This window comes from Crystallibacter degradans (assembly GCF_012952295.1).
GTDB classification, from domain to species: domain Bacteria; phylum Actinomycetota; class Actinomycetes; order Actinomycetales; family Micrococcaceae; genus Crystallibacter; species Crystallibacter degradans.
Genome location: NZ_JABBCH010000004.1, coordinates 83,428 through 108,918 on the forward strand (window position 1 = coordinate 83,428; position 25,491 = coordinate 108,918).

The 25,491-nt window shown below is 63.9% G+C and carries 26 protein-coding genes; 14 read left to right on the plus strand and 12 right to left on the minus strand.

Features of this window, described 5'->3' with window-relative positions:
- Entirely contained in the window at window positions 1-1,128 is a 1,128-nt protein-coding gene (dapC, locus tag HGO92_RS08945) for a succinyldiaminopimelate transaminase (RefSeq protein ID WP_169993865.1), read from the plus strand.
- A gap of 193 nt (window positions 1,129-1,321) precedes the next feature.
- Window positions 1,322-2,605, plus strand: coding sequence for a citrate synthase (locus HGO92_RS08950; RefSeq protein WP_169993866.1), 1,284 nt, complete (start codon window positions 1,322-1,324; stop codon window positions 2,603-2,605).
- Between the two features lie 140 nt (window positions 2,606-2,745).
- Here the strand turns inward: HGO92_RS08950 and galE are convergent, their stop codons facing one another.
- Entirely contained in the window at window positions 2,746-3,759 is a 1,014-nt protein-coding gene (galE, locus tag HGO92_RS08955; RefSeq protein ID WP_169993868.1) for a UDP-glucose 4-epimerase GalE, read from the minus strand.
- Window positions 3,760-3,866: 107 nt separating this feature from the next.
- Here galE and HGO92_RS08960 point away from each other — a divergent pair, with 107 nt between their 5' ends.
- Window positions 3,867-4,478, plus strand: a complete 612-nt coding sequence (locus HGO92_RS08960; RefSeq protein ID WP_169993870.1) for a hypothetical protein — start codon at window positions 3,867-3,869, stop codon at window positions 4,476-4,478.
- A gap of 24 nt (window positions 4,479-4,502) precedes the next feature.
- Here the strand turns inward: HGO92_RS08960 and HGO92_RS08965 are convergent, their stop codons facing one another.
- On the minus strand, window positions 4,503-5,351 hold the full coding sequence (locus HGO92_RS08965; RefSeq protein WP_169993872.1) for a hypothetical protein: 849 nt from the start codon (window positions 5,349-5,351) through the stop codon (window positions 4,503-4,505).
- A gap of 18 nt (window positions 5,352-5,369) precedes the next feature.
- The gene (gene dapD, locus HGO92_RS08970; protein WP_169993873.1) at window positions 5,370-6,338 is read right to left on the minus strand and encodes a 2,3,4,5-tetrahydropyridine-2,6-dicarboxylate N-succinyltransferase; all 969 of its coding nucleotides are present in this window, start codon (window positions 6,336-6,338) and stop codon (window positions 5,370-5,372) included.
- A 53-nt stretch (window positions 6,339-6,391) separates the two neighbouring features.
- Here dapD and dapE point away from each other — a divergent pair, with 53 nt between their 5' ends.
- Window positions 6,392-7,483 (plus strand): succinyl-diaminopimelate desuccinylase, encoded by a 1,092-nt coding sequence (gene dapE / locus HGO92_RS08975; protein ID WP_169993875.1) that lies wholly within the window; start codon window positions 6,392-6,394, stop codon window positions 7,481-7,483.
- Between the two features lie 72 nt (window positions 7,484-7,555).
- Here the strand turns inward: dapE and HGO92_RS08980 are convergent, their stop codons facing one another.
- From HGO92_RS08980 to HGO92_RS08995, 4 genes are all read right to left on the minus strand, one after another.
- Window positions 7,556-8,419, minus strand: coding sequence for an amino acid ABC transporter permease (locus HGO92_RS08980; RefSeq protein ID WP_169993877.1), 864 nt, complete (start codon window positions 8,417-8,419; stop codon window positions 7,556-7,558).
- Complete coding sequence (locus HGO92_RS08985; RefSeq protein ID WP_169993879.1) at window positions 8,416-9,111, minus strand: amino acid ABC transporter permease; 696 nt, start codon at window positions 9,109-9,111, stop codon at window positions 8,416-8,418. The genes HGO92_RS08980 and HGO92_RS08985 overlap by 4 nt, the downstream gene beginning before the upstream one ends.
- A 69-nt stretch (window positions 9,112-9,180) precedes the next feature.
- Window positions 9,181-10,029 carry a glutamate ABC transporter substrate-binding protein gene (locus tag HGO92_RS08990; RefSeq protein ID WP_169993881.1) on the minus strand — a complete coding sequence of 283 codons (849 nt, stop codon included), beginning with the start codon at window positions 10,027-10,029 and terminating at the stop codon, window positions 9,181-9,183.
- Between the two features lie 49 nt (window positions 10,030-10,078).
- The gene (locus HGO92_RS08995) at window positions 10,079-10,858 is read right to left on the minus strand and encodes an amino acid ABC transporter ATP-binding protein (protein ID WP_440915772.1); all 780 of its coding nucleotides are present in this window, start codon (window positions 10,856-10,858) and stop codon (window positions 10,079-10,081) included.
- Window positions 10,859-11,050: 192 nt separating this feature from the next.
- On the opposite strand from HGO92_RS08995, the gene HGO92_RS09000 reads away from it, so the two are divergent.
- From HGO92_RS09000 to HGO92_RS09020, 5 genes are all read left to right on the plus strand, one after another.
- Complete coding sequence (locus HGO92_RS09000) at window positions 11,051-11,860, plus strand: LOG family protein (protein ID WP_205834321.1); 810 nt, start codon at window positions 11,051-11,053, stop codon at window positions 11,858-11,860.
- 30 nt (window positions 11,861-11,890) lie between these two features.
- Window positions 11,891-12,265 (plus strand): DivIVA domain-containing protein, encoded by a 375-nt coding sequence (locus HGO92_RS09005; protein ID WP_169993884.1) that lies wholly within the window; start codon window positions 11,891-11,893, stop codon window positions 12,263-12,265.
- Window positions 12,262-13,494, plus strand: a complete 1,233-nt coding sequence (locus tag HGO92_RS09010) for a putative hexosyltransferase (RefSeq protein WP_169993887.1) — start codon at window positions 12,262-12,264, stop codon at window positions 13,492-13,494. The genes HGO92_RS09005 and HGO92_RS09010 overlap by 4 nt, the downstream gene beginning before the upstream one ends.
- Before the next feature lie 181 nt (window positions 13,495-13,675).
- Window positions 13,676-13,855, plus strand: coding sequence for a DUF3117 domain-containing protein (locus HGO92_RS09015; protein WP_074703315.1), 180 nt, complete (start codon window positions 13,676-13,678; stop codon window positions 13,853-13,855).
- A gap of 11 nt (window positions 13,856-13,866) precedes the next feature.
- Window positions 13,867-15,480, plus strand: a complete 1,614-nt coding sequence (locus HGO92_RS09020; protein ID WP_169993890.1) for a M17 family peptidase N-terminal domain-containing protein — start codon at window positions 13,867-13,869, stop codon at window positions 15,478-15,480.
- Window positions 15,481-15,482: 2 nt separating this feature from the next.
- Here the strand turns inward: HGO92_RS09020 and HGO92_RS09025 are convergent, their stop codons facing one another.
- The gene (locus HGO92_RS09025) at window positions 15,483-16,115 is read right to left on the minus strand and encodes an O-methyltransferase (protein WP_169993892.1); all 633 of its coding nucleotides are present in this window, start codon (window positions 16,113-16,115) and stop codon (window positions 15,483-15,485) included.
- A 255-nt stretch (window positions 16,116-16,370) separates the two neighbouring features.
- Here HGO92_RS09025 and sigE point away from each other — a divergent pair, with 255 nt between their 5' ends.
- The 3 genes from sigE to HGO92_RS09040 are packed head-to-tail and all read left to right on the plus strand — an operon-like array spanning window position 16,371 to window position 18,527.
- Window positions 16,371-16,988: an RNA polymerase sigma factor SigE gene (gene sigE, locus HGO92_RS09030; protein WP_169993895.1), complete on the plus strand. Its 618-nt coding sequence runs from the start codon at window positions 16,371-16,373 to the stop codon at window positions 16,986-16,988.
- Between the two features lie 7 nt (window positions 16,989-16,995).
- On the plus strand, window positions 16,996-18,012 hold the full coding sequence (locus tag HGO92_RS23460; RefSeq protein ID WP_205834322.1) for a zf-HC2 domain-containing protein: 1,017 nt from the start codon (window positions 16,996-16,998) through the stop codon (window positions 18,010-18,012).
- A gap of 50 nt (window positions 18,013-18,062) precedes the next feature.
- Window positions 18,063-18,527 (plus strand): twin-arginine translocase TatA/TatE family subunit, encoded by a 465-nt coding sequence (locus HGO92_RS09040; RefSeq protein ID WP_169993898.1) that lies wholly within the window; start codon window positions 18,063-18,065, stop codon window positions 18,525-18,527.
- Here the strand turns inward: HGO92_RS09040 and HGO92_RS09045 are convergent.
- The 3 genes from HGO92_RS09045 to HGO92_RS09055 are packed head-to-tail and all read right to left on the minus strand — an operon-like array spanning window position 18,524 to window position 21,548.
- Window positions 18,524-19,672: an Mrp/NBP35 family ATP-binding protein gene (locus tag HGO92_RS09045; RefSeq protein ID WP_346768898.1), complete on the minus strand. Its 1,149-nt coding sequence runs from the start codon at window positions 19,670-19,672 to the stop codon at window positions 18,524-18,526. The genes HGO92_RS09040 and HGO92_RS09045 overlap by 4 nt on opposite strands.
- A gap of 3 nt (window positions 19,673-19,675) precedes the next feature.
- A complete protein-coding gene (locus HGO92_RS09050) occupies window positions 19,676-20,272 on the minus strand; it encodes a DUF1003 domain-containing protein (protein WP_169993901.1) in 597 nt (198 codons plus the stop codon).
- Window positions 20,265-21,548 (minus strand): magnesium transporter MgtE N-terminal domain-containing protein, encoded by a 1,284-nt coding sequence (locus HGO92_RS09055; protein ID WP_169993904.1) that lies wholly within the window; start codon window positions 21,546-21,548, stop codon window positions 20,265-20,267. Before HGO92_RS09055 ends, HGO92_RS09050 begins: the two co-directional genes overlap by 8 nt.
- A gap of 119 nt (window positions 21,549-21,667) precedes the next feature.
- Between HGO92_RS09055 and HGO92_RS09060 the strand changes: the two genes are divergently transcribed.
- On the plus strand, window positions 21,668-22,540 hold the full coding sequence (locus HGO92_RS09060) for a YflT domain-containing protein (protein WP_169993907.1): 873 nt from the start codon (window positions 21,668-21,670) through the stop codon (window positions 22,538-22,540).
- A 127-nt stretch (window positions 22,541-22,667) separates the two neighbouring features.
- Here HGO92_RS09060 and HGO92_RS09065 read toward each other — a convergent pair whose 3' ends face one another.
- Window positions 22,668-24,239: an aminopeptidase P N-terminal domain-containing protein gene (locus tag HGO92_RS09065; RefSeq protein ID WP_169993909.1), complete on the minus strand. Its 1,572-nt coding sequence runs from the start codon at window positions 24,237-24,239 to the stop codon at window positions 22,668-22,670.
- 82 nt (window positions 24,240-24,321) lie between these two features.
- Here HGO92_RS09065 and HGO92_RS09070 point away from each other — a divergent pair, with 82 nt between their 5' ends.
- Entirely contained in the window at window positions 24,322-25,191 is an 870-nt protein-coding gene (locus tag HGO92_RS09070) for a PHP domain-containing protein (protein WP_169993911.1), read from the plus strand.
- Window positions 25,192-25,491 lie beyond the last annotated feature (300 nt).

The window sequence follows — 25,491 nt, forward strand, 5'->3', positions numbered from 1 at the left end:
ATGGAAGGTTTTGGTCTGCGCCTGCCCGAGTACCCATGGAACGCGATGCAGCCTTATCTCGAAAAGGCCTCGCTTCATCCGGACGGGGCAGTTAATCTCTCTATCGGTACGCCGGTAGATCCCACGCCGGCCGTGGTGCAGGAGGCACTGAAGGCGGCTTCTGACGCGCCGGGCTATCCCACCACGCACGGTACACCGGCGCTGCGTGAGGCCATCGCGGACTGGTTTGCCAGCCGCCGCAACGTTTCCGGTCTGGATCCAGCGGCCATCATGCCCACCGTCGGCTCTAAGGAACTGGTGGCGTGGCTGCCGCTGCTGCTCGGCCTGGGAAAGAACGACGTCGTGGTGCGGCCCGTGGTGGCCTACCCGACTTACGACATCGGTGCGCTGCTGGCAGGCGCTACCCCTGTTGCCGCAGACAATCTGGATGACCTTGAGCCCGACGTCCGCCGGCGGGTCAAGCTCGTCTGGGTGAACTCGCCCGGCAACCCCACCGGCATCGTCCGGAACCGCGGATCGCTGCGCGAAATCGTGGACCAGGCGCGTACTCTCGGCGCGGTCGTCGCGTCGGACGAATGCTACGCCGAACTGGGCTGGGGCCAGTGGGATCCGGCACGCGGCGGGGAAACCGTTCCCAGCGTGCTGGATCCGCAGGTGGCCCAGGGCAGCCATGAGGGACTTTTAAGCATCTACTCGCTCAGCAAGCAGTCGAACCTGGCCGGCTACCGGGCAGCGTTCGTTGCGGGCGATCCGGTGCTGATGCCGAACCTGATCAACAGCCGCAAGCATGCCGGCATGATCGTCCCGTATCCCATCCAGGAAGCGATGCGCAGCGCGTTGGCGGACAACGGCCACGTACAGGCGCAGAAAGATCTGTACCGCGGCCGCCGCGAACGCTTGCTGCCGGCGCTGCAGAAATTCGGCATCGAGATCCAGCATTCGGAGGCCGGGCTGTATCTCTGGGGAACCGCGGGCGAAGATACCTGGACCACGGTGGACCGCCTGGCCCAGCTTGGCGTCGTCGTCGGGCCCGGCGTCTTCTACGGCGAACAGGGCAAGGGCTTCATCCGGGTTGCGTTGACCGGAAGTGATGAACGGATCGACGCCGCCGTCGAGCGGCTGAGCTGATCCGACGTGACTTGCGCCGTCAGGCAAGCACAAATCCGGGCCTCTGTTGCCTGCGTTAGTGACCAAAAAGTGACCGTACGATTAGTTATCCCGGGCACTATGCGGGTAGCGTTTTACCCGAGTATGCATACCTTCGGCGCCCCGATACCGCCGTGTGTGCGCTAGTTTCCATACACCTCCTGAAGGGGACTCAATGACTGAGCAATCCGGTGCTACCCTGCATTACGATGGCGGCGAACTCGACCTCCCGCGGCTCAAAGCGGCCGAAGGCAATGACGGCTACGACGTTTCGAAGCTGCTGAAGCAGACCGGTGCCGTCACCTTTGACCCCGGTTTCATGAACACCGCGGCCACCACTTCGGCGATCACCTACATTGACGGCGATGCGGGCATCCTGCGCTACCGCGGTTACCCCATTGACCAGCTGGCCGAGAACTCGAGCTTCCTCGAAGTTTCCTACCTGCTGATCTACGGCAACCTGCCCACCCCTTCCGAACTGGAAAACTTCGACCAGCGCATCCGCCGCCACACCCTGCTGCACGAAGAGCTCAAGGGCTTCTTCGGCGGCTTCCCGCGTGACGCGCATCCGATGCCGGTGCTTTCCTCGGCCGTTTCCGCGCTGTCCACGTTCTACCAGGACTCCCTGGACCCGTTCGATGACGAGCAGGTGGAATTGTCCACCATCCGCCTGATGGCCAAGATGCCTGTGATCGCGGCCTATGCGCACAAGAAGTCCATCGGCCAGGCGCTGCTGTACCCGGACAACTCCATGAATCTGGTGGAGAACTTCATGCGGCTGAGCTTCGGGCTTCCGGCCGAGCCGTATGAATTGGACCCCACCATGGCCAAGGCGCTGGATCTGCTGCTGATCCTGCATGCGGACCACGAGCAGAACTGCTCGACCTCCACGGTACGTTTGGTTGGCAGCTCGAACGCGAATATGTTCGCCTCCGTCTCCGCCGGCATCAACGCCCTCTTCGGCCCGCTCCATGGCGGCGCCAACGAGGCCGTCCTCAATATGCTGCGCCAGATCCAGTCCTCCGGCATGCAGCCCGAGGACTTCATGGAGAAGGTCAAGAACAAGGAAGCCGGCGTCCGGCTGATGGGCTTCGGCCACCGGGTCTACAAGAACTACGACCCGCGCGCCAGGATCGTGAAGGCAACCGCCCACGAGATCCTCAGCAAGCTCGGCGGCAACGACGAACTGTTGGACATCGCCATGCGGCTGGAAGAAAAGGCCCTGGCCGATGACTACTTCATTGAGCGCAAGCTGTACCCGAACGTGGACTTCTACACCGGACTGATTTACAAGGCCATGGGCTTCCCGGAGAAGATGTTCACGGTCCTGTTCGCCATCGGCCGCCTGCCGGGCTGGATTGCCCAGTGGCGCGAAATGATGAAGGACCCGCAAACCAAGATCGGCCGTCCGCGCCAGCTCTACACGGGCGAGGGCGAGCGGCAGTACCCCATGCGCTAACGGGCAGTTGCGCCAAGGGCCAGGGCTCCGGACTTCCGGGGCCCTGGCCCTTTAACGCTTGTATTACGGCTTAGTGCTTAGACAACGACGGCGGCAGTCCTCCTTGCGCTGGGAGGCTGCCGCCGTCGTCGTTGTTGGCTTTAGACGGCGTAGCCGTTGGGGTTGTTCTTCTGCCAGCGCCAGTGGTCTTCGCACATCGTCTCCAGCGTCCGGTGCGCCGACCAGCCCAGTTCCGCCAAGGCAGCGGAAGCGTCGGCGTAGCTGATGGCGGCATCGCCGGGCCGGCGGTCGGTGAGCTCGTAGGGAATCTCGAAGCCGGCGGCTTTGCCGAACGCCGAGAGGACCTCCAGGACCGACGAGCCGCGGCCGGTGCCCAGGTTCCACCGGCGTACGCCCGGCCTGCCGGCAATGAAGTCCAATGCCGCCAGGTGCCCTGAGGCCAAGTCCATCACGTGGATGTAGTCGCGCACGCCCGTGCCGTCCGGCGTCGGATAGTCGCTGCCGAAGACACGGACCTTGTCGCGGCGGCCCACCGCAACCTGCGCAACGAATGGCAGCAGGTTGTTCGGGACGCCCGTGGGATCCTCGCCGATCCGGCCGGACTGGTGGGCGCCCACGGGATTGAAGTAACGCAGCAGCGCAACGTGCCAGCGATCGTCCGAGGCGCCGAGGTCGGAGAGGATGTCCTCGATCTGTTCCTTGGTCCGGCCGTAGGGGTTGGTGGCATCCAGCGGCATCTTCTCCGTCAGCGGCACCTCGTCGGAGTTCCCGTAGACGGTGGCGGATGAGCTGAAAACGATGGTGCGGACGTTATGCGCTTCCATGGTGCGCAGCAGGTTGAGCGTGCCTCCGACGTTGTTGTGGTAGTAATGCAGCGGCTGGTCCACGGATTCGCCCACCGCCTTAAGGCCGGCGAAATGGATCACCGCGTCGACGCGCGCGGCATCGAAGACTTCGCCGAGTCTGACCTCATCGAGAAGATCCGCCTTATGGAACGCGACCTTCCGCCCGGCCAGCTCCTGCACGCGGCGCAGCGATTCCTCGCTGGAGTTGGCCAGATTATCCACGACGACCACGTCATGTCCCGCCTCAAGCAAGGCCAATGTTGTATGCGAGCCAATGTAGCCGGTGCCTCCGGTGACCAGTATCTTCATAGCACCAAGCCTAGTAGCTGATGCCTTATGCGCTGATATTTTGCGGTGGTCGCCTGCCTCACCACGGTCTAGAGTGGATCTAGGACGGTTCGAAAGGATCTTGGTCTATGCATCACACCGGCGGGCCCGGGTGGCGGATAACAACCGACACCTCGGCGCATTTGCTTCTGGCCTTGTACCTGCATGATGTGGCCGGTCTGGACGGCGCAGGCTTGCCTGCCGTGTGCGGCGCTGATCCACCGGTCAGGAAAGCCGATCCGCGCCAGCTGACCTCGCATGTCGGCGGTACGCGGGCGTTGCGGCAGGAGTGGGAGCAATGGTGGTCGCTCCTGATCGCGGAGGACCAGGCCGCGGCTGATGCTTTGGTACCTCCTGCCTTCCCGGCCTTCGACGCCAGCCCTGCGCTGCAGAAGCTGCTGCAGGCGCACTTCGGGGCGGCGATGAGCTGGTCCAGTGAACGTGTGGCGGATTACCGCCAACTGGCCGAGGAGCGCGAAGCCAGCGGTAAGACCAAACTGGTCGGGCAGATGGTGCAGGACCGGGAAATGGAGCTGGGACGCGACGCCCGTGGCTTCGAGCTCAAGTTAGTCGAGTTGCCGCTGCGGGAACGCCGCGCCTGGTTTGTGGAACCGGACAAGGTTCTCCTGAACCAGTATCTGATCGATGACGAGGGGTCGTACCGGAGCTTTATCCAGCCGATCGTGGAACTGCTCGTCTAGTTAGAGCTGCCGCCGCAGGCCGGTTCAGGGCTGCTCCGCCATCGTGATGACCACAGTTCCCGTTTCCGACCCGGCCGCGAGCCACTCGCCGTCGGCACGCTGCCAGCTCAGACCGGCGAAGGACACCGAGTTGATATTGAGTTCCTTGGCTGACGCCACTGCCCATTGGGCCACCGCCCAGCCGGTCTTGTCGCCTGCCTGCACGCGTAGGGTTCCGTTCTCGACGGCAGTTTCCAACCCAGGGTGCGAGACCTCCAGGGCAGCTTCGACTTCGGCAGGATCGCCGGCCGACTCGGCTTCCTTGAGCACGCAGTTCAAGGCGGCGGGGGAGTGGCCGGTCAGTGCTGAGGCGAAGGCCTTGCCCTCGCCTTCGTGGTCTGCATAGGCGTCGGGGTAGGCGCTGCGCTGAACCTGCTGCGCAGCCTCGGTAACCGGCAGGCTTTCGTAGTCGGGAATGTCTTCCAGCACCGAGTAAAACCGATTGGTCGCATAGACCGGATCCATGACCTGCTCCTCGGTGCCCCAACCCTGTGTGGGCCGTTGCTGGAACAGTCCGCGCGAATCCGGCCCGGCGTCGTCTCCATGCCCGATATTGCGCAGCTTCGACTCCTGGATTGCCGTCGCCAGTGCGATCGATGCAGCGCGGGCAGGCAGCCCGCGCTGCATGGAAATTCCGGCGATGAGGGCCGCATTGGCAGCCTGGTCCGGAGCCAGTTCAAAGGTCTCCGGACCCACCACAGCCGTGCAGCGCTCCCGGACGAGCATCTGGGAACGGTCGATGGAGGTGGCGGCCAGCCAGAGGCCGCCGACTACCAGGGCTAGCAGCACCAGCAGCACGAGAACGCTGCGACGGCGCCGCCGTGAACGGGCCATTGTGGTTACACGTACCTTCTAGTTGGCGTGCAGGGCGGCGTTGAGCTCAACCGTCTGGCCCTTGCGGGGCAGGACTTCAACGACGCCGGAGATGGAGTTGCGGCGGAAGAGCAGGTTCGATACGCCTGACAGCTCCACTGCCTTAATCTGTCGGGCTTCGCCGTCGGCCGACAGCAGATTGACCCGGGTGCCGGCGGTCACGTAGAGACCGGCCTCGACGACGCAGTCGTCACCGATGCTGATGCCGACGCCGGAATTGGCACCGAGCAGGACGCGTTCGCCGATGCTGATGCGTTCCTTACCGCCGCCTGAGAGGGTACCCATGATTGAGGCGCCGCCGCCCACATCGGAGCCGTCCGCGACGATGACGCCGGCGGAGATCCGGCCCTCGACCATGGAGGTGCCGAGCGTGCCGGCGTTGAAGTTGACGAAGCCCTCGTGCATGACGGTGGTGCCTGCGGCCAGATGTGCGCCGAGCCGCACGCGGTCCGCATCGGCAACGCGGACACCGGTGGGCAGGACATAATCGACCATGCGCGGGAACTTGTCCACGCCGTAGACGGTGACTGCGCCGCGGCGGCGCAACCGCAGACGCGTTGCTTCGAAGTTCTCCGCGGAGCAAGGACCGAAGTTGGTCCAGACGACATTGGCCAGCAGGCCGAAGATGCCGTCCATGTTCAGCGAGTTGGGGGTGACAAGACGGTGCGAGAGCAGGTGCAGCCGCAGATAGGCATCGGCCGTGTCTGCCGGGGCGGCGTCAAGGTCAATGCTCCGGCTGACCAGCTCAAGTCGGGTGCCACGCTCGGCATCCTCGCCCTGTTCTGCGAAGGACTTCAGCTCGGTATCGGTCTCAGCAGCGGCGGGAGCCTGCCCGAGGCCGGGAGCCGGGTACCAGACATCCAGAACAATGCCGTTGGAGGCGACGGTGGCAAGGCCGGTGCCGTAGGCGGTGCGGGAGACTGTTGCAGCGGTGTTGTTCTCAGGCATGCACTCAAGTCTACCGACGGGAACTGGCCCCCTGACACCGTTACGCTAGGGGAGTGACTGCTTTCACCACTGCCCTGGATCTGACCTCCGATGTTGCCGACCTCACGGCAGCGCTTATTGATATTAACAGTGTCTCCGGAAACGAGCGGGAACTGGCCGATGCCGTAGAAGCGGCGCTGCGGGAACTGCCGCACCTTCAGGTCACACGCGACGGCGATGCCATTGTTGCCCGGACCGATCTGGGCCGCGACGAGCGCGTCATCCTGGCCGGCCACTTGGACACTGTCCCGCTGCCGTTGACGGCCGGATCCCGCGGAACGGTCCCGTCCAGCTGGGACGGTGAGGTCCTCTATGGCCGCGGCACCACGGACATGAAGGGCGGCGTCGCTGTCCAGCTGGCACTGGCCGCCCGCCTGGTCGATCCGGCCCGGGATGTCACCTATGTTTTTTATGACCATGAAGAAGTTGAAGCTTCGCTCAGCGGATTGGGCCGGTTGGTCGATCACTATCCGGAGTTGCTGCAGGGGGATTTCGCCATCCTGCTGGAGCCGACGGACGGCACGGTGGAGGGCGGCTGTAACGGTACCAGCCGGTTCGAAGTGACCACTGTGGGCAAGGCAGCCCATTCGGCCCGCGCCTGGATGGGGCAGAACGCCATTCATGCGGCGGCGGAGATCCTGACCCGGCTGCGGGATCATGAGCCTGCCACGGTCACGGTGGACGGCCTCGAGTACCGGGAGAGCTTGAATGCGGTGAAGATCCACGGCGGCACGGCTGGAAACGTCATTCCGGACAGCACTGTCGTTGAAATCAACTACCGCTTCGCCCCGGATAAGACCCCGGACGATGCCGAGGCCTACGTCCGGAACCTGCTGGACGGCTTCGCAGTTGTCCGCACCGATGCCGCAGCTGGCGCCCGCCCAGGTCTGAACCATCCGGCCGCCGCGGATTTTGTTGCGGCTGTCGGCGCGGAGCCGAAGCCTAAATACGGCTGGACCGACGTGGCCCGTTTCAGCGCGCTGGGTATTCCTGCCGTTAATTTCGGTCCCGGGGATGCGCTCCTTGCCCACACAGACAATGAGCATGTTCCGGCCGAAGCCATCCGCGAATGCTTCCGGGCCTTGGACAGGTGGCTCTCGAGTTAGCCTGAAGGTTAAAAGACCCGGGGTTCCCGGCAGCCATGCTGCCGGGAACCCCGGGTGGTTAAGGAGCTGTTGTCAGACTTTGGCTACCAGTGTTGGCGCGCTGGCGGGCCGGGTCTTTCCGGAGGTGCGGCTGCTGAGCAGCCCGGAGAGTTTCTGGGCCACCCACGAAAGTGCAAAGTTGATGATGATGAACAGTACGGCGGCCACGGTCAGCGCCTGGAGGATGGGGCCGGCCGAGCCGTAGATCTGCATGGCCCGCAGCAGTTCGGAGTAGGTGATGATGGAGCCGAGCGCGGAGTCCTTCAGGATGACCACGAACTGGCTGATCAGCGAGGGCAGCATGGCTACCAGCGCCTGCGGCAGCTCGATGCTCCGCAGTGACTGTCCGCGCGTCATGCCGATGGCCATGCCCGCCTCGCGCTGGCCCTTGGGCAGCCCGTAGACGCCGGAGCGCACCAGTTCGGCGATCACTGAACCGTTGTACAGCGTCAGCGCTAACACGACGGCGAAGAACGGAGTATCCGCCGGTTCTACGATTTGGAGCCGGCCAAGCAGCAGCCAGAAGAAGATCATCATCAGCAGAACAGGGACTGCCCGAAAGAATTCGACGATGATGCCGCAGATCCAGCGGACCGCACGGTTTGCTGCGAGCCGCCCGACGCCGAAGAGCAGGCCGAACAGCACGGACGTGACAATGGCCGCGGCCGCTGCCTTGAAGGTGTTCATCAGCCCGGGAAGAATGGTGAACTGCCACACATCTGCAGTCAGGAACGGTGTCCACAGTTCCGACTCAAGCTGGCCTTGGTCATTCAGCCCTTTGAGCACGAAGGCTGCGGCACCGAGGAAAAGGATGATGCCCAGCACATTGGTGGCCAGGATGCGCCGTTGGGCCTTCGGACCGGGCGCATCGAAGAGGACGCTTTGCTGGATTTTCATCGTGCCACCGCCAGTTTGTTGGAGAGCCAGGTTGTCACGAGGCCGATGGGTATGACGATGATGACGAAGCCAAGTGCGAAGGTGGCGAAGATGGCCATGATGACGTCCGGCCGGAACTCGATCATGGTCTTCATCAGACCGGCTGCTTCGGGTACCGACGCCACCGTTGCAACGGTGGTGTTCTTCGTCAACGCAATCAACGTGTTGCCCAGCGGGGCAACGGCCCCACGGAAGGCTTGGGGCAGGATCACCAGGCGTGCTGCCGGCAGGAAACTCAGGCCGATGGCGCGGGCCGCCTCGGCCTGGCCCAGGGGCACGGTGTTGACGCCGCTTCGGATGGATTCGCAGACGAATGCGGCGTGGTAGACCGACAGGCCGACGATGGCCCACAGGAAGAAATTGAAGTTGAAGTCGCTGGAGAGGTTCAACTGGAGCTGGAAGATGGCCACCAGGATGCAGAAGACCATGATGATGGTCAGCGGAGTGTTCCGGAAAATGTTGACGTACGCAGTGCCGGCCCAGCGGAAGCTCGGCACCGGCGAAATCCGCATCAGCGCCAGGACGGTACCGAGTACCAGCGAGCACAGGGCGGACCAGAACGTGAGTTGGATATTGACCCACAGCGCCCCGACGACGTTATAGGTCTCCAACGCCGTCAGATAGCTCTGGAAATACTCTGTCAAACTGTCCATCCCCTCTCATGGGAGTGACTTTGGGTGACTGTGGGGCAGGCCGGATAGCCTGCCTCACAGAATGTGCAATTATGCGCAGGAATCGCCCGGCGTCGGCGGGTTCAGCTCCTCGTTGAACTTGTAGTCGACGCCTTCGGTGTTGGCTGCGAGAGCTTCCTCCCAGGCGCCCTCTTCCACCATCTTGTTGATCGCTGCGTTAATGTCGGCACAAAGATCCGTGCCCTTGGGCAGGCCGACGCCGTAGCGCTCTTCGGAGAACGGGTTGCCGACAACCTTGAACTGCCCGGCGAAGTTCTCCTGGGCAGCCAGACCGGCCAGGATGATGTCGTCGGTGGTCACGGCGTCGATCTGGCCGCTTTGCATAGCGGTCACGCATTCCGCGTAGCCCGGGCGTTCGAGGAGGTTCACTTCCTCGGCATGCTCCTCCTTGATGCGCTGTGCCGAAGTGGAGCCGGTGACGGAGCACAGGTTCTTGCCGTTGAGGTCATCCGGACCCTGGATCTCGGTGTCTTCGGCGCGAACCAGCAGGTCCTGGCCGGCGACGAAGTACGGCCCGGCGAAGTCCACGGTTTCCTTGCGCTCATCCGTAATGGAGTAGGTCGCGAAGATCATGTCGACCTGGCCGTTGGCCAGCATGTTCTCGCGGTTGGCCGAAGGAGACTCGACGAACTCGATCTGGTCCTCGGTGTAGCCCAGTTCGTTGGCAACGTACTTAGCAACGTCCACGTCGAAACCGGTGAACTCGTTGCCGTCTTTGAAACCCAGGCCCGGCTGGTCGTACTTGATTCCGACGCGGAGGGTTTCGCCTTCTCCGCTGCCGGCAGTTTCGCCCCCGTTGCCGCCGTCGCCGCCACAGGCGGACAGTGTCAGTGCGGCAATGGCACCCATTGCCGCCATTGCAAAGCGGGTCTTGCGCATGTTTTCTCCTTGCTAGTGATTACTTCGGATAAAATTTCCGGTCGGGAGGTCAGTGGTTGAGGATCTTGCCCAGGAAGTCTTTGGCCCGGTCGCTCTTGGGGTTGGTGAAGAATTCTTCCGGCGTGGCCTGTTCAACGATCTGGCCGTCAGCCATGAAGATCACCCGGTCCGCCGCCTTGCGCGCGAAGCCCATTTCGTGGGTCACCACGATCATGGTCATGCCTTCCTTGGCGAGCTGGACCATGGTGTCCAGCACTTCGTTGATCATTTCCGGGTCCAGCGCGGACGTCGGCTCGTCGAACAGCATGACCTTGGGCTTCATCGCCAGGGCGCGGGCAATTGCCACGCGCTGCTGCTGGCCGCCGGAGAGCTGAGCCGGCAGCTTGTCCGCCTGATTAGCCACACCGACGCGCTTAAGCAGGCTCATCGCCAGTTCCTTGGCCGCGCCGTTCTTCATCTTCTTGACCTTCAGCGGCCCAAGCGTGACGTTTTCCACGATGGACTTGTGCGCGAACAGGTTGAAGGACTGGAAGACCATGCCGACGTCGGCGCGCAGATTGGCCAGTTCCTTGCCTTCGGCAGGAAGCTTCTTGCCGTCAATCAGGATCTCGCCGTCGTCGATCGTTTCCAAGCGGTTGATGGCCCGGCACAGCGTGGACTTGCCCGAACCCGAGGGACCAATAACGACGACGACTTCGCCTTTGGTGACTTCAAGATTGATGTTTTGCAGCACGTGCAGCGGACCGAAGTGCTTGTTGACGTCCTTGAGCAGGACCAGAGGTTGGTTTGAGCGCGGAGAACTGCCTGCAGCCGCACTGCTGGAAGCCATCGGCGTCGATTCACTGTGTTGGGCGTCACGGGTCATGAGTTGAATCTAGCGAAAGATTCCCACGAAGCGATGCATTTAGGGGAATGAATGGCCGAATCGTGATTGAAGTTTAATGTGGCCGGTTCGGCTATCGGTTGGATAAACGTCGCTAAAACCGCTTCGCGGCGCGGGTTTGGTAGGTAGCCTTGGGGAATGAGTAACCACCAGCATGAAATTCCGCTGCCGTCCGAGATCGCGGCACGGATGCCTTCGCGGCATAAGGGGTCCGTGGAGTTGCGCCGTTCCCAAGCGAATATTCCGCAGGCCGACCAGTACCTGCTGGATACGCGGGATAAAGCGGATTTCACCCACACCGACCCGTGGCGGGTGCTCCGGATCCAGAGTGAGTTTGTGGAAGGTTTCGGCACCCTCGCGGAGCTGGGGCCTGCGGTCAGTGTTTTCGGGTCGGCCCGCACGCGTCCCGGAACCAAGCACTACGACATCGCCGAACAGATCGGACGACGGCTGGTGGAGAAGAGTTTCGCTGTCATCACCGGGGGCGGTCCTGGTTCGATGGAAGCGGCGAACAAGGGTGCCAGTGAAGCCGGCGGGCTGTCCGTGGGACTGGGGATAGAGCTGCCCTTCGAGCAGGGCCTGAACGACTGGGTGGATCTGGGGATCAACTTCCGGTACTTCTTCGCGCGCAAGACCATGTTCGTCAAGTACGCGCAGGGCTTCATCGTGTTGCCCGGGGGTCTCGGCACCATGGATGAGTTGTTCGAAGCCATGGTGCTGGTGCAGACGCAGAAGGTTACGTCGTTTCCCATTGTGCTGGTGGGGAGTGCTTTCTGGAATCCGCTGATGGAATGGGTCCGCGGCACCTTGCTGGGAGAAGGCATGATCGCGGAAGTCGACCTGGATCTGGTGCGCGTAGTGGATACCGCTGAGGATGCGGTTGACGGGATCCTGGCGGGGCTCTTGCAGAGCCGCGGCCGCCCCTCGGGCAGCATCGTGGACGTGTAAGGCGATGGCCGCATCTGGCACGATGGTCCCGTGAGTCTGTTCCTGGTCTTCCTCGCCATAGCCACCGCAGGTGCCGTGGCCCTGGTCGCCTCCGGACGGGTCAGCCGGCGCGCGAAGACAGCGGCCGGCCAAGGCTGGGAACGAGGAGAAGTTCCGGCGCTGGACGGTCTGAGTGAATCCGATCCGCGGCTGCCGGCAGTGCTGTTGCCCGAACATCCGGTTGCGTCAGACATCGACCGGCTTCGGTTCTCGGTGGCCTTTCGCGGCTACCGCATGGACCAGGTGGACGAGGTCCTGGACAGGCTGCGACGCGAGCTGGCTGCGAGGGACGAACTCATCAGCGAACTCAGGAGAGAAAGACACTGGAAGAACGACGACGGAACTCCGCTTCCGCCGGCCTCATGATTAGTCCGACGCGCCAGGGCCGGGCCGGCAGCTTTCTCAGAGACGAACTGGCGTTCTGGAAAGAGCGGGTCGCGGCCTGGCCTTGGTGGGTCCACGTGGTGGTCCTTTACGGACTGGCCCGGCTCTACTCGCTGTTTGTTTTCCTCGCGGTCGCGCGCCAACAAGGACCCAGCCCCTGGGGCCGCGGCCATCCCGACTACCTGTCCTTCATCGGTGTCTGGGACAGCGCCTGGTATGAACAGATCTACCGCGATGGGTATCCTTCCGAGATCCCGCGCGCCGGGGACGGGCAGGCGCAGGAAAATTCGTGGGCGTTCTACGCGTTGTTTCCGGCAATCATCCGCGGGTTGAATGCTGTCACGAGTCTGGACTGGGAGATCCTGGCCCCTGTTGCCGCAACGCTGGCCGGTTTCGTGGCGGCAGCGATTATCTATAAGCTGTTCCGGTTGTTTGCCGGGCACGGCACTGCCCTTTGGGCCGTGGTGTTCGTGGCTGTATTTCCGGTATCGCCGATACTGCAGGTTCCCTATGCCGAATCACTAAACCTTGCGCTGCTGGCGGGCAGCCTGTATCTGGTCATCACGCGGCGTTATCTGTTGGCGGTCCCGGTGGTCCTGTTGATGTGCCTGTCCCGGCCGACAGGTGTCCCGTTCGCGGCGATGATGGGGGCGTATCTGCTGTGGCGGCTTTGGCGCCGGCAAGAGGACGAACTTCAGACGCCGGAATTTCTGCGCATCGTAGCGCTGGCGCTCGTCAGTTGCGCCGGCGCGCTCACCTGGCCTGCGCTCGCCTGGGCCATCACGGGCGAAATGGACGCGTATACGGCAACGGAAACCGCGTGGCGCGGGGATGACCTGGTGCTGTTCATGCCTTGGTTCGATATGGGCAAGGACCTGTTCGGCCCCGTAGGCGGCGTACTCGCTCCGCTGGTCCTGATGGCAGCGGCAGTGTTGTGCCTGAGCAGCGGGCCGGCGCGGAGAATCGGCATGGAACTGCGGCTATGGTGTGCCGCCTATGCTGCCTACCTTTTCGCGTTCCTGCATCCACAAACCAGCACGTTCCGCCTGCTGCTGCCGTTGTTCCCTTTTGCCCTCGTAGCCGCGATGGCCTCGCGCAGCACGGCCTACCGAGTGTGCCTGGGCGTGATGTTCCTCGCCGGACAGATTGTCTGGGTGGCTTGGCTGTGGTCCTGGACGGAACTGCCCGGTGGAGGAGACTACCCGCCGTAACACCGGCCGTAGCGTTCCGACACGAAGCCTCATACGTGGCGCGGTAATTAGCACCGGCCTGTGATGTACGCGATAATGGTGAATGGATGACGCACGGCCGACTGCCAAATCTTGCCGTGCTGACATGTTGACGGGCGAACAAGTCACAAACTTGTCCGCCCACGGTGAAAGGGAAAACCAAATGGCTGCGATGAAACCGCGTACAGGTGACGGACCCATGGAAGTCACCAAGGAGGGGCGCAGCCTCATTCTGCGGGTTCCGATCGACGGCGGCGGTCGCTTGGTACTGGAACTCAATGCCGAAGAGGCCGGCAATCTCAAGGACTGCCTGCTCGGTGTCACCGACAGTGTCGCCAGCTAAGGCCTGAGCGAGTGGGCCACCCTGCAGCTACACCAGACGAACTGACCACCAGGACGCTCGAAGAGGCGCTGGTCGCACCCCGGCCCTCCGCCATCGTGGCCCGGCCCGCGCTGGACAAGGGGCATGTGGTGCCGGAACCGGGCACTGGTGTCAGCGTGCTGGTAGTTCCCATCGGCACCTCCGGCGTCTCGGGCGGAAATTCCGAGGAGCGGGGAACGCCGCAGCCGCGGCAGGGCGCAGCGGAAGCGGCCGCCATGTACGACGTCGACGTAGCTGTCCTGGCCGAGGCGAATTCGGTGACCGGCAAGGCCGCCGAAATCCTGGCGGTCACTGCGCCGCGCCGCGAATCCGGGCTGCCCCAACGACTGCTGTTCCTTGGTGTCGGGGACGAATCGCCGGCCAGCCTGCGCAAGGCCGGAGCGGCCCTGGCCAAGGCGACTTTCGGCGTGGAAACCATGCGCGCCAGCGTCGTCGACGGCCTGGACGAGCTGGCACAGCGTGCCTTCGTCGAGGGTTTCCTGCTCGGCGGTTACCGGCCGCCGAGGGCCGGAACCTCGCCTGCCCCGAAGCCGATGGCGCGCAGCCTGGAGTTGACCGGCGCGTCCGAAACCGCCTTGGCCGCGGCAGTGGCCACGGGCAAGGCCGTCTGGCTGGCCCGCAACCTGGCGAACATGCCTTCCAACGTCAAGAACCCGGTGTGGATGGCACGCCAGTCCGAACGCCTCGCGGCCGAAAGCGGACTCGAGGTGCGCCTTTGGAATGAAGCGGAGCTGGCAGCTGGCGGATTTGGCGGCCTGCTTGCCGTGGGCGGCGGGTCTGAGCATGAATCCCGTCTGGTCCAGCTGTCCTACACCCCGGCGGATGCCGCCCCGGATGCGCAGCATATTGTCCTGGTCGGAAAAGGCATCACGTTCGACACCGGCGGGGTGTCGTTGAAGCCGCGTGAAGCAATGGTGCCGATGAAAACGGACATGGCGGGCGCCGGCGTCGTACTGGCTGTGCTGCACGCCGCCGCCGAATTTGGTATTCCGCATCGTGTCACCGGCCTGCTGGCACTGGCCGAGAATGCCATCGGTGCCGCCTCTTATCGTCCGGGTGACGTCGTCAGGACCTATGACGGCACCACCGTTGAAATCGGAAATACCGACGCCGAAGGACGCATGGTCCTCGCCGATGCCCTCGCGTTTGCCCGTGACGAACTGGCCCCGGACGTGCTGATCGATATTGCAACGCTGACGGGTGCCGCGTCACTGGGCCTCGGCCGGCGGCATGCAGCGTTGTACGGAACCCGACAGGATTTGGTCAGCGGATTCGAACGTGCAGCCGAGCTGTCGGGGGAGCGGGTCTGGCATATGCCCCTCGCGGAGGCTGCGGAGGAATACCGGTCCTCGCTGGATTCCACGGTGGCGGATCTGTCCCATATATCTTCACCGAAGTCCAAGGTGCAGGCCGGATCCATCACGGCGGCGCTGTTCCTTCGGGAGTTTGTCGGGCAGACACCGTGGATCCATCTGGATATCGCCGGCCCGGCGCGGTCCACTGCCGACGAAGCCGAGGTCACCAAGGGCGCAACCGGCTACGGTGCGCGCCTGCTGCTGTCATTCCTGGCCGGCTACCGCGGTTAGCCTCAGCGTTTGACGGCCAGCAACAGTCCGTCACCCGTGGGCAGAACGGTCGAGATGAGGTCCTCGTTTTCCCGGATGCTCTTGCCCACTTGCCGCAAGGTGTTGGTGGTTTCCTCCCGGATGGCCGGGTCCGAGACGCGGTCCTTGTCCAGCGCGTCGTTGATGATGAGCATTCCGCCGCTCTTGAGCAGCCGCACGGCCCGCTCCACATAGAGGGGGTAGGAGGGCTTGTCGGCATCCACAAAGACCAGGTCGTAGGCGCCGTCGGTCAGCCGCGGCAGCACGTCAGCCGCCCGGCCGGAAATCGTCCGGGTGCGGTTGCTGGGAATTCCTGCCTCGGCATAGGCCTCGCGGGCGGCGCGCAAATGGTCCACATCGGAGTCGATGGTCGTAAGGACGGCGTTGGCGGGCAGGCCACGGAGCAGGCAGACGCCCGAAACGCCCGCGCCCGAACCGATCTCGACGACGGTGTGTGCTTTGGAACCGGCGGCCAGAACCGTCAAGGCGGCGGCAACACCGGGACTCACTGTGGCGACGCCGAGTTCGTAGGAGCGTTCACGTGCGCGGAGCAATACCTCATCCTCGGTGGGTAGTCCCTCCGTGTAGGACCAGCTGGTCTGCTTATCGGCGCTCATGAACCATCACTTTCTCCGGAAGAATCTTCATATTCCAGCCCCAGCCTACTGCTACTGCCGCGTATCCGTGGCGCGGGAGAGCGAGACGCCCCAGTGTTGCGCCTTCGTGCAGGTTACTAACAGAATTCTCCCAGCTTGCTGAGTGAGGATGGACATCCGTAGGCCAATTGTGTTTCACGGTTGCCGGGGGACGTACCTCAGACCCGAACGTAGCCAAGGGCTGAAGCGAACGGGCAACCGCCGAGGGGAGTAGCTATGACCAAACTGCAGCAGGATGCCACCGAAGAGCCGGCCGCTGCCGGGGCGGAGACGCCGTGGGTTGCTCCGACCTGGGAAGAAGTAGTTACCAACCACTCGGCCAAGGTCTATCGGCTCGCCTACCGCCTCACCGGCAATAAGTACGACGCCGAAGACCTCACCCAGGAAGTCTTCGTCCGGGTGTTCCGCTCCCTCGAGAATTTCAAGCCGGGCACGCTTGACGGCTGGCTTCACCGGATCACTACCAACCTCTTTTTGGATCAGGCGCGGAGGAAGAGCAGGATCCGTTTCGACGGGCTCGCCGAAGACGCCGAAGCACGTATTCCCGGCCGCGATCCAGGGCCGGAACGCAGCTTCGAATTCAATAATCTCGACGTCGATGTGCAGGCAGCGCTTGAAGATCTTCCGCCTGACTTCCGGGCTGCGGTTGTACTGTGCGACCTGGAGGGACTTTCCTACGACGAGGTCTCCGCGGCATTGGGCGTCAAGCTGGGCACCGTCCGTTCGCGCATTCACCGCGGACGGACCATGCTGCGTGAGAAGCTGGCACACCGCGACCCGGCTGCCAAGCGGCCTGCGCGGCTGAAACTACCCCGCGTGGCCGGAGCACACTGAATCCACTATGCGCCACCCCGAACGTGATTTGGCGGAGTATCTGGACGGCGAACTTGCTGACGAGCGCCGGCCGGGTTTTGAACGCCACCTGCAGCGCTGCGCGCGATGCCGTGAGTCTGTTGCGGAACACCGCGCCATCCAGGAGCGCCTGCGTGCCCTCGACGTGCCGCCGCCCGGCCCCGATCTTGCCAGCAGAATCCTCAGCCGCAGTTCCCATGCCTTCGTAACCGCCTCCACGGGTACGGCTAATGCTGCACCGGCCTCGCCGGCACCCGCACTGCCGGACGCGGAGCGCGGACCTGCCGGGTCTACGCGGCAGCGTACCGCGCTGACGGTGTGCAGCGTCTTGACGGGCTTCGCGGCCCTGACTGCCGGCACAGCTTATGTGCTCGGTGGCGAAGACTCCCGTCCCGTTGCCGGCGGTGCCGGTTCCTCCGGCGCGGACTGGCAGGGAACGCAGGAGCTGCAGTCCAACCTCGCCGGCAGCGTCGAGGAACTGGACCGCGAAGGCCTTGCCGAACTGCGTGGCGACGGGTGGAACTGCCCGCAGCTTGTCGGCATGGGTTATGAGTTCGTCTCCGCCCGAAAAATCGAGATTGCCGGTGCACCGGCCGTCCGGATAGAGCTGGCGAATGAAGCGACCGGGACCGTTGTCGTTACGGAACAACGTCGCGGCACGGAGCGGATCAGGAACGAGGAACCTGATGCCACCCGCGCCGAGGCCGCAGTGAATGCGGTGACAGGAAACACGGTGGCAGCCGACGGGTTCCATCCGGTGGATGGCATGGACCGGGAGATGTGGGTGTACGCGGCCAATGACTGGACCGTAGTGCTGGACTCGGAGAATGTGACCTACACGGTGTGGGCCGACATCCCGCTGTCGGCCCTGCCGGAGACAGTCAACCAGATCATCGTGACGGAGAAGTCACGGCTGATGCTTCCGGAAGAAGAACCAGCGGACGATCCGTTCAGCCGGATTATCCGTGGGCTGGGCAAGTTGATTGAGCCTGCGGGTGAGCGATGAGCCATTGCCAAAGTTGGCCGTTACAGGGCAGGAACAGGTAATCTTCAAACGTGCTCGGAATTAACGGATCGGAATTGGTCATTCTCGCGGTAATTGCCGTGATGGTGCTCGGTCCTGAGCGTTTGCCCGAATATGCTGCCCAGCTGGGCCGGCTCGTTAAGCAGCTGCGCAGGATGGCTGCCGGAGCCAAAGACCAGCTCCGCGAAGAAGTCGGCGACGAAATCGTTGATATGGACTGGCGCAAGCTGGATCCACGTCAATATGACCCGCGCCGGATCATCAAGGAAGCTCTGCTGGACGACGATGAAGACGACGATTTTGGCCAGCAGCGCAGCACAACGAAGTCAGCTCCTGCCCTGGCGGCCGGAGCCGCCGGTGTGGCCGGTGCCGCTACGGCAACGAAAACGGCCGGAACCTCTGCGGCAGCAGCGCGTCCAGGAGCAGGCCCCGGGACCAAACGGATCGAGCGGCTCGAGCCGGGTCAGGCTGCACCTTTCGACGTCGAGGCCACCTAGGCCGGACTGACACCCAGCGGACGGCCGGCGAGGCCGCGTGGACGGGATGCCAGCTCCGCGGCGATGCCCCGCAAAGCCTTGGCTGCCGGTGAAGACCCTGCCGGGCCGCCCGCAAGGACGATGGGTTCGCCGCGGTCGCCGCCCTCGCGAAGCCGCGGATCCAAGGGGACACTGCCCAGCAGCTGAATATCTTTCTCCAGGGTGCTGCTCAACCGCTCGGCCACGACCTGGCCGCCTCCGGCGCCGAAAACTTCCACCCGGCTGCCGTCCTCCAGCTCAAGCCACGACATGTTCTCGATGACGCCCGCGATCTGCTGGCCCGTTTGCGCCGCGATGGACCCGGCCCGTTCGGCGACATCGGCCGCAGCGCTCTGCGGCGTCGTGACCACGAGTATCCGGGACTCGGGCAGCAGTTGCGATACGGAGATGGCGATGTCCCCGGTGCCGGGCGGCAAGTCCAGGAAGAGCGCGTCAAGGTCGCCGAAATAGACATCGGTCAGGAACTGCTCCAGTGCGCGGTGGAGCATCGGTCCGCGCCACGCCACCGGCTGGTTTCCCGAGACGAACATGCCGATAGAGATGGTTTTGACGCCGTAGGCCACCGGCGGCAGGATCATTTCGTCCACACGCGTGGGGGCGCCGGTGATACCCATCAGCCCGGGGATGGAGAAACCGTAAACGTCCGCATCGATGATCCCCACGCGCAACCCCTGGGCCGCCATGGCACACGCGAGATTCACGGTGACGCTGGATTTACCCACGCCGCCCTTGCCGCTGGCCACGGCGTAGACCCTGGTCAGCGAGGACGGATCGTTGAAGGGAATGCCGCGCTCCGCGCCGGGGCCCTTGAGCCGTTTCTTCAAGGCCGTGCGCTGTTCCTGCGTCATCACGTCCAGTACCACCGAAACCGCGCTGATTCCGGGTACGGCTGCCAGCGACTTCTCAACATCGCCGGTAATGGTGTCGCGAAGGGGGCACCCGGCGATGGTGAGCAACACCTCTACGGTGACAGCGCCGCCGTCGTCAATGGAAAAACCCTTTAGCATGCCCAGTTCGGTGATCGGCCGGCGCAGTTCCGGGTCGATGACTTTTTCCAGGGCCCGTTGGACGGACTGCCTGTCGGGTTGGGGATGATGGGGTGTCACGGCCTAGCTTTCGGATTGTTTCTGAGGACGAGCGGAAATTCTGGGCAAGGCAGCAGTCGCGTCCGAGACCTTCTTCTTGCCCCTGCGGACGGGACGCTCTTCGCCGTCGTCGGTCTCGAGGAGTTCCTCGAGGACGCTTCGGAGCTCGCTGCGGACGAAGTCTCGGGTGGCCACTTCCTGCAGCGCGATGCGCAGCGAGGCCAGTTCGCGCGTCAGATACTCCGTATCGGAAAGGTTCCGCTCGGCCCGCTGGCGGTCCTGCTGGAGCGAGACCTTGTCCCGGTCGTCCTGACGGTTCTGGGCCAGCAGCAGCAACGGTGCCGCGTAGGACGCCTGCAAGGAAAGCATCAGGGTCAGCGCGGTAAAACCCAGCGCCGCGCTGTCGAAGCGCAGCGACGGAGGCCCCCACGTATTCCAGCCGAGCCAGATCAGGCAGAAGACCGACATCCAGACCAGAAACTGCGGGGTTCCCATGAACCGGGCGAAATTCTCGGTGGCGCTGCCGAAGGCATCCGGGTTGGGCCGCAAGCGCGGAAGCAGACGGGCGCGCGCCTCGCGGGGGATGTCCAGCGCACCGGCGGTATTCTTCTTCTCAGCCATTGCGGCCCACCTTCCGGCTCAGCGATACATCATCATCCTGCGCCCTCCAGTCGTCGGGGAGCAGATGGTCGAGCACATCATCCACCGTAACCGCGCCAACGAGCCTGTCGTCCTCGTTCACCACCGCGAGCGAGTTCAGATTGTAGGTGGCCAGCATCCGCGCCACCTCGCTGACGTCCGCCTGATCCGATACTGGGTCAAGATCCGTATCCACGATATTGCCCAATGCCTCCGGCGGCGGGTAGCGCAGCAGCTGCTGGATATGCACGACGCCGAGATAGCGGCCCGTGGGTGTTTCCAGCGGCGGCCGGCAGACGAAAATGGCCGATGCCAACGCAGGAGTCAGTTCCTCGCGGCGTACGTGGGCCAAGGCCTGGGCCACTGTAGCTTCCGGAGGCAGGATGACGGGAACCGGGGTCATGATGGAGCCGGCAGTGTTCTCCTCATACTCCATCAGCCGTCGGACGTCTTTGGCTTCCTCAGGCTCCATGCGCTGGAGCAGTTCTTCTTTCTGCTCTTCGGGCAGTTCCGCCAACAGGTCCGCGGCGTCGTCGGGGTCCATTTCTTCCAGGACATCCGCGGCTCGTTCAATATCCAGCGAGGACAGGATCTGGACCTGGTCATCGTCCGGAAGTTCCTGGAGCACCGCCGCGAGCCGCTGGTCCTGCAACTCGCTGGCTACCTCGATCCGGCGTTTGCCTGTCATCTCGTGCAGGGCTTCGGCAAAGTCCGCTGCTTTGAGGTCCTCGTGACTGGCCACGAACGCCGTTGCGGCCTGCGGCTCGTTCCCGGCGCCCTGCTGGGCCTCGTTCCAGTCAATGATGAGCGTCTCATTGCGGCGCAGGCTGCGTAGCGGGGATGTGGAATGGCCGCGCCGGACAAACAGCTGGGAGACGTACCAGTCGCCGTTGCGGGACTTTTCCATCGCGATGTCTTCGATGGTGGCGTCGCCGCTGCCGTCCGCTAGAGTGACCCGGCGGTCGAACATCTCCGCGACCATCAGCATTTCGGCGCCGCGCTGTTCGAACCGGCGTAGGTTGACCAATCCGGTACAGATGATCTGGCTGGCGTTGATCGAGGTAATCCTGGTCATGGGCACAAAGACGCGTTTCTTGCCGGGCACCTCTACGACAATGCCGACGACCTGGGGCGGTTTGGCCCCGCCGCGGTCAAGCGCAACAGCATCACGCAGCCGACCCAGACGGTCGCCCAAAGGGTCGAAAACGTCCAGGCCGAGCAGGCGTGCAACGAAGACTCTGGTTGGATTTGTGCTCACACCATTAGGCTACGTGGTATGCGCCGTCCAAGCCGCACCGGGGCGCCCCAAAGGGCACAAACGTTCACCTGAAGCGATACCGGGCACACTGTCGGGACAATGTGGGAGACAATGAGGGTATGTCAATGCTTGGCCGTACCGAATCACGTGACCTGAAACCAGGGCTTCCGCAAGGCGAGCTGCTCGGCAACTACCGGACCTACCTGGACGCGCAGAAAGTAGTGGACTACCTGGCGGACCAGGAGTTCCCCGTCCAGCACGTGTCCATTGTAGGCAATGACCTCAAGTCCGTGGAACGCGTCACTGGCCGGCTGAGCTATCCGAAGGTGGCTCTCTCCGGGGCGGCAACGGGTGCATGGTTCGGCCTGTTCGTCGGGCTCCTGCTGATGCTGTTCGGCGGTGGCGGCAGCTACATGCTGGTGCTCTCCTCGATGGCCATGGGCGCCGCGTTCTGGATCCTGTTCGGCGTGGTCAGCTATGCGTTTACGCGCGGCAAGCGGGACTTCACTTCGACCCAGCAGACGGTTGCTACCAGCTACGACGTCGTCGTTGCCACCGAGGTGGCGCATGAGGCTCGCCGGCTGGCCTCACAGCTGCCGATGCCCGGTCATGCCTTCCACCCTGGTGCACAGGGGCCGGGCCGCGGGCAGCAGCAGCAGCAACAACAGCAGCCGATGCCGGACCGTCCGGCGCAGTGGGGCGATCCCTACCAGCAGCCCGGCCAGAACCAGCCCGGCCAGCCGGGCATCCCGCCGCAGCCAAACAGCCAGCCCTCAGCAGGTGCTGGTGAGGAAAACGGCGGCGAGCCAACGGGTCCGCCGGTGCGGGGGCGTTTCCCGGATCTGCCGGACGGCCGTCCCCAGTACGGCGTCCGGGTCACGCCGGAGCAGGAGCCGGGCCAGCCCGATGACCGCGTTGATCCTTCCCGCAATCCAGACGAACGGAACCAGGACCAGAATCCCGAGGGTCCCGCGGAGCAGCCGCGCCAGTAAGGCTGCCGGCTTCCTTCAGCGAAAACCAAACAGTAAGGGACGGATCCGCATCGGATCCGTCCCTTACTGTCTCTGCGTCTGGTCCTGCGGCGCCGGGCCGGCGGAAGGCCTGCCCAGCGCGACCCGGCTATTCCCCGGTGGGGCTGTAGATGCCGGCCATCCAGGACTCGACCTCGTCCGGCTTGCGCGGCAGCGCTGCGCTGAGGTTTACCGGGCCAGCGGCGGTCATCAGGATGTCATCCTCGATCCGGATACCGATGCCGCGGTATTCCTCCGGGACCGCCAGGTCTTCGTTCTTGAAGTAGAGGCCCGGTTCGATGGTGAAGACCATGCCTTCCGTGAGGATGCCGTCCAGGTACAGCTCGCGCTTGGCCTGCGCGCAGTCGTGGACGTCCAGACCCAGGTGGTGGCTGGTTCCGTGCGGCATCCAGCGCCGGTGATGCTGGCCGTGTTCCGAGAGAGCCTCTTCCAATGGAACGGGCAGCACACCCCACTCGTCCAGCCGCTCGGCCAGTACCGTCACGGCAGCCGTGTGCACATCGCGGAACTTCGCGCCGGGCTGGGCAGCGGCGAAACCGGCGTCCGCCGCGTCCAGCACAGCCTGGTAGATTTTGCGCTGGATCTCAGTGAAGCTGCCGTTGACCGGAAGGGTGCGGGTTACGTCCGCGGTATAAAGGGAGTCGGCCTCGACCCCGGCATCGAGCAGCAGCAGATCGCCGGCGTTGACCCGGCCGTTGTTGCGGATCCAGTGGAGGATCGTTGCATTGTTTCCAGCGGCGGCAATCGTGTCGTAGCCGAGGTCGTTGCCCTCTTCACGGGCGCGGGCGAAGAACGCACCTTCGACCACGCGCTCGCCCCGGTCATGGGTGATCGCGCGCGGCAGGACCTTGACCACCTCATGGAAGCCATTGATGGTTGCGGCTACGGCCTTTTTGATTTCTTCGATTTCCCACTCGTCCTTGAGCAGGCGCAGTTCGGACAGGGCTTCGGCCAGCAAGGCGTCAAGCTTGTCGGACTCTTCCAGATCCACACCCGTATTGATGCGGGAAGTATCAACGAGCGCGTCCACGTTCATGTCCACTTCGCGCAGCAAACGGATACGCATGCCGCCGACGCTGACCACTCCGGCGCCCTTGGTGATGGCTACCTCGAGCTCACTCAGGTCCGCGGTATCCAGGTCCAGCAGTTGGTTGAGCTCGGGCAGGGTGGGCCGTGGGCCGATCCAGAATTCACCGTAGCGTGCGTTGGCGTAGAACTCCGGCGTATCCCGGCCCGACAGCGGGCGGAAATAGAGCGTGGCATGGTGGTGGCCGCCGTCGTCGCCCGTGCCTTCTGCCGTCGGTTCCAGAACCAGGACGGCTTCGGGCTCATGGTCCAGCCCGAGACCGGTCAGATGGGCGAAGCCGGAATGCGGGCGGAACCGGTAGTCCGTGTCGTTGGAGCGGACCTTGAGCGGACCGGCGGGGATGACCAACCGCTCGCCGCGGAACTTCTCCGAAATGGCGCGACGGCGGCGCGCGGCATGCGCTGCCACCTCGGCTTTGGCGCGGGCCTGGGCGGTTCTCGGTGCCCACTTGCTGCCCATGAAGTCCTTGAAAGCATCGGATTCCGGGCGCTGCGATCGGTTGTTTCCGCGCTCTTCGAGCGGCTGCCCTTCGGAAGCCTGCAGGGGGGCGCTGTTATTGACGTCTGTACTCACCGAACCATCGTCTCACCGGCGCGAAGCCCTGCCAAACGTTCCAGCACAGCATTCCGGTGCCGGTGCGCGGTAGATTGGTGGCGTGAGAATCGATCTGCACGCACACTCCACAGTCTCGGACGGCACGCAGCCGCCCGCCGACGTCGTACGTTCGGCTGCTGCCGCAGGTCTGGACGTAGTCGCGCTGACCGACCACGACTCGACGGCGGGCTGGGAGCCCGCTTTCGCGGCTGCGCGTGAATGCGGCATCGGGCTGGTGCCCGGCATGGAAGTGACCTGCCACTCCGTGCAGGGGATCAGCGTGCACGTCCTGGCCTACCTGCACGACCCGGCCCACCCCGGGCTGTTGGCGGAAATCGGCAAGGCCCGGGACGCACGGCTGACAAGGGCGGAACGGATGGTCGAGCTGCTGGCGGAGGACTATCCGATCTCATGGGCGGACGTCAACGCCCATACCGCCCACGGTGCAACGGTGGGGCGTCCGCATATCGCTGATGCTTTGGTGGCGGCGGGTATAGTCTCCGACCGCAGCGAGGCATTCGCCCACATTCTGACGTCCCGGTCGCGGTATTACATCACGCACTACGCGCCGGAACCCGCGCACGCCGTCGAATTGATTAAGCAGGCGGGCGGCGTGGCCGTCTTCGCCCATCCCGTGGCCTCCAGCCGCGGCAGGGTTGTCGACGAGGAAGTCTTCCACGAAATGATCGACGCCGGGCTCGACGGCGTGGAGGTTGACCACCGGGATAATCCGGAGGACGGCAAGGCGTGGCTCCGGCGGTTCGCCGCCGAAAACGGGCTGCTGGTTACCGGATCCAGCGACTACCACGGGACGGGAAAACCCAACCGGCTGGGGGAGAATACGACCTCTGTCCAGGTGCTGGAAAGGATCCTCGAATTGGGCACGGGAAGTGCCGCCTACCTCCCGCAGCGCGACACAAACAGCGGATAACAACCGCAACGGTGCTAATATCGTGAAAGCACGATGCTTGCTTGTAGCAACGTTCCGATGTCTTTGAGCCGGAAATGCACAGGTAGGAAGCATGAATAATCCCGTGGTCGGCTGAAGAACAGCCACTGCCTTGGCGGCGCGGAGGGATTCCGGCCGCTTTTTGTATGCTGCAGCGAATGCAGCTTGTTTTGGGTCCGGCGTCGTGCCGGACGGGAGTGCGCGCCTCGAATCCATCACCGGATTCAGATGTCCGCGGCCTTTTGACGAGGAACCGCCGGACGATACGTGGAAATAGAGCCG

Excerpts from the sequence above, each read along its gene's own strand:
- HGO92_RS08990 (WP_169993881.1), bottom strand. The coding sequence starts at position 10,029 with ATGCGCAAGACCCGCTTTGCAATGGCGGCAATGGGTGCCATTGCCGCA.
- dapC (WP_169993865.1), top strand. The coding sequence starts at position 1 with ATGGAAGGTTTTGGTCTGCGCCTGCCCGAGTACCCATGGAACGCGATG.
- HGO92_RS09015 (WP_074703315.1), top strand. The coding sequence starts at position 13,676 with ATGGCTGCGATGAAACCGCGTACAGGTGACGGACCCATGGAAGTCACC.
- HGO92_RS23460 (WP_205834322.1), top strand. The coding sequence starts at position 16,996 with ATGCGCCACCCCGAACGTGATTTGGCGGAGTATCTGGACGGCGAACTT.
- HGO92_RS09000 (WP_205834321.1), top strand. The coding sequence starts at position 11,051 with ATGAGTAACCACCAGCATGAAATTCCGCTGCCGTCCGAGATCGCGGCA.
- galE (WP_169993868.1), bottom strand. The coding sequence starts at position 3,759 with ATGAAGATACTGGTCACCGGAGGCACCGGCTACATTGGCTCGCATACA.
- HGO92_RS08995 (WP_440915772.1), bottom strand. The coding sequence starts at position 10,858 with ATGGCTTCCAGCAGTGCGGCTGCAGGCAGTTCTCCGCGCTCAAACCAA.
- HGO92_RS09050 (WP_169993901.1), bottom strand. The coding sequence starts at position 20,272 with ATGGCTGAGAAGAAGAATACCGCCGGTGCGCTGGACATCCCCCGCGAG.
- sigE (WP_169993895.1), top strand. The coding sequence starts at position 16,371 with ATGACCAAACTGCAGCAGGATGCCACCGAAGAGCCGGCCGCTGCCGGG.
- HGO92_RS09010 (WP_169993887.1), top strand. The coding sequence starts at position 12,262 with ATGATTAGTCCGACGCGCCAGGGCCGGGCCGGCAGCTTTCTCAGAGAC.
- HGO92_RS08960 (WP_169993870.1), top strand. The coding sequence starts at position 3,867 with ATGCATCACACCGGCGGGCCCGGGTGGCGGATAACAACCGACACCTCG.
- HGO92_RS09025 (WP_169993892.1), bottom strand. The coding sequence starts at position 16,115 with ATGAGCGCCGATAAGCAGACCAGCTGGTCCTACACGGAGGGACTACCC.
- HGO92_RS09060 (WP_169993907.1), top strand. The coding sequence starts at position 21,668 with ATGTCAATGCTTGGCCGTACCGAATCACGTGACCTGAAACCAGGGCTT.
- HGO92_RS08950 (WP_169993866.1), top strand. The coding sequence starts at position 1,322 with ATGACTGAGCAATCCGGTGCTACCCTGCATTACGATGGCGGCGAACTC.
- HGO92_RS08980 (WP_169993877.1), bottom strand. The coding sequence starts at position 8,419 with ATGAAAATCCAGCAAAGCGTCCTCTTCGATGCGCCCGGTCCGAAGGCC.
- HGO92_RS08985 (WP_169993879.1), bottom strand. The coding sequence starts at position 9,111 with ATGGACAGTTTGACAGAGTATTTCCAGAGCTATCTGACGGCGTTGGAG.
- HGO92_RS08965 (WP_169993872.1), bottom strand. The coding sequence starts at position 5,351 with ATGGCCCGTTCACGGCGGCGCCGTCGCAGCGTTCTCGTGCTGCTGGTG.
- dapD (WP_169993873.1), bottom strand. The coding sequence starts at position 6,338 with ATGCCTGAGAACAACACCGCTGCAACAGTCTCCCGCACCGCCTACGGC.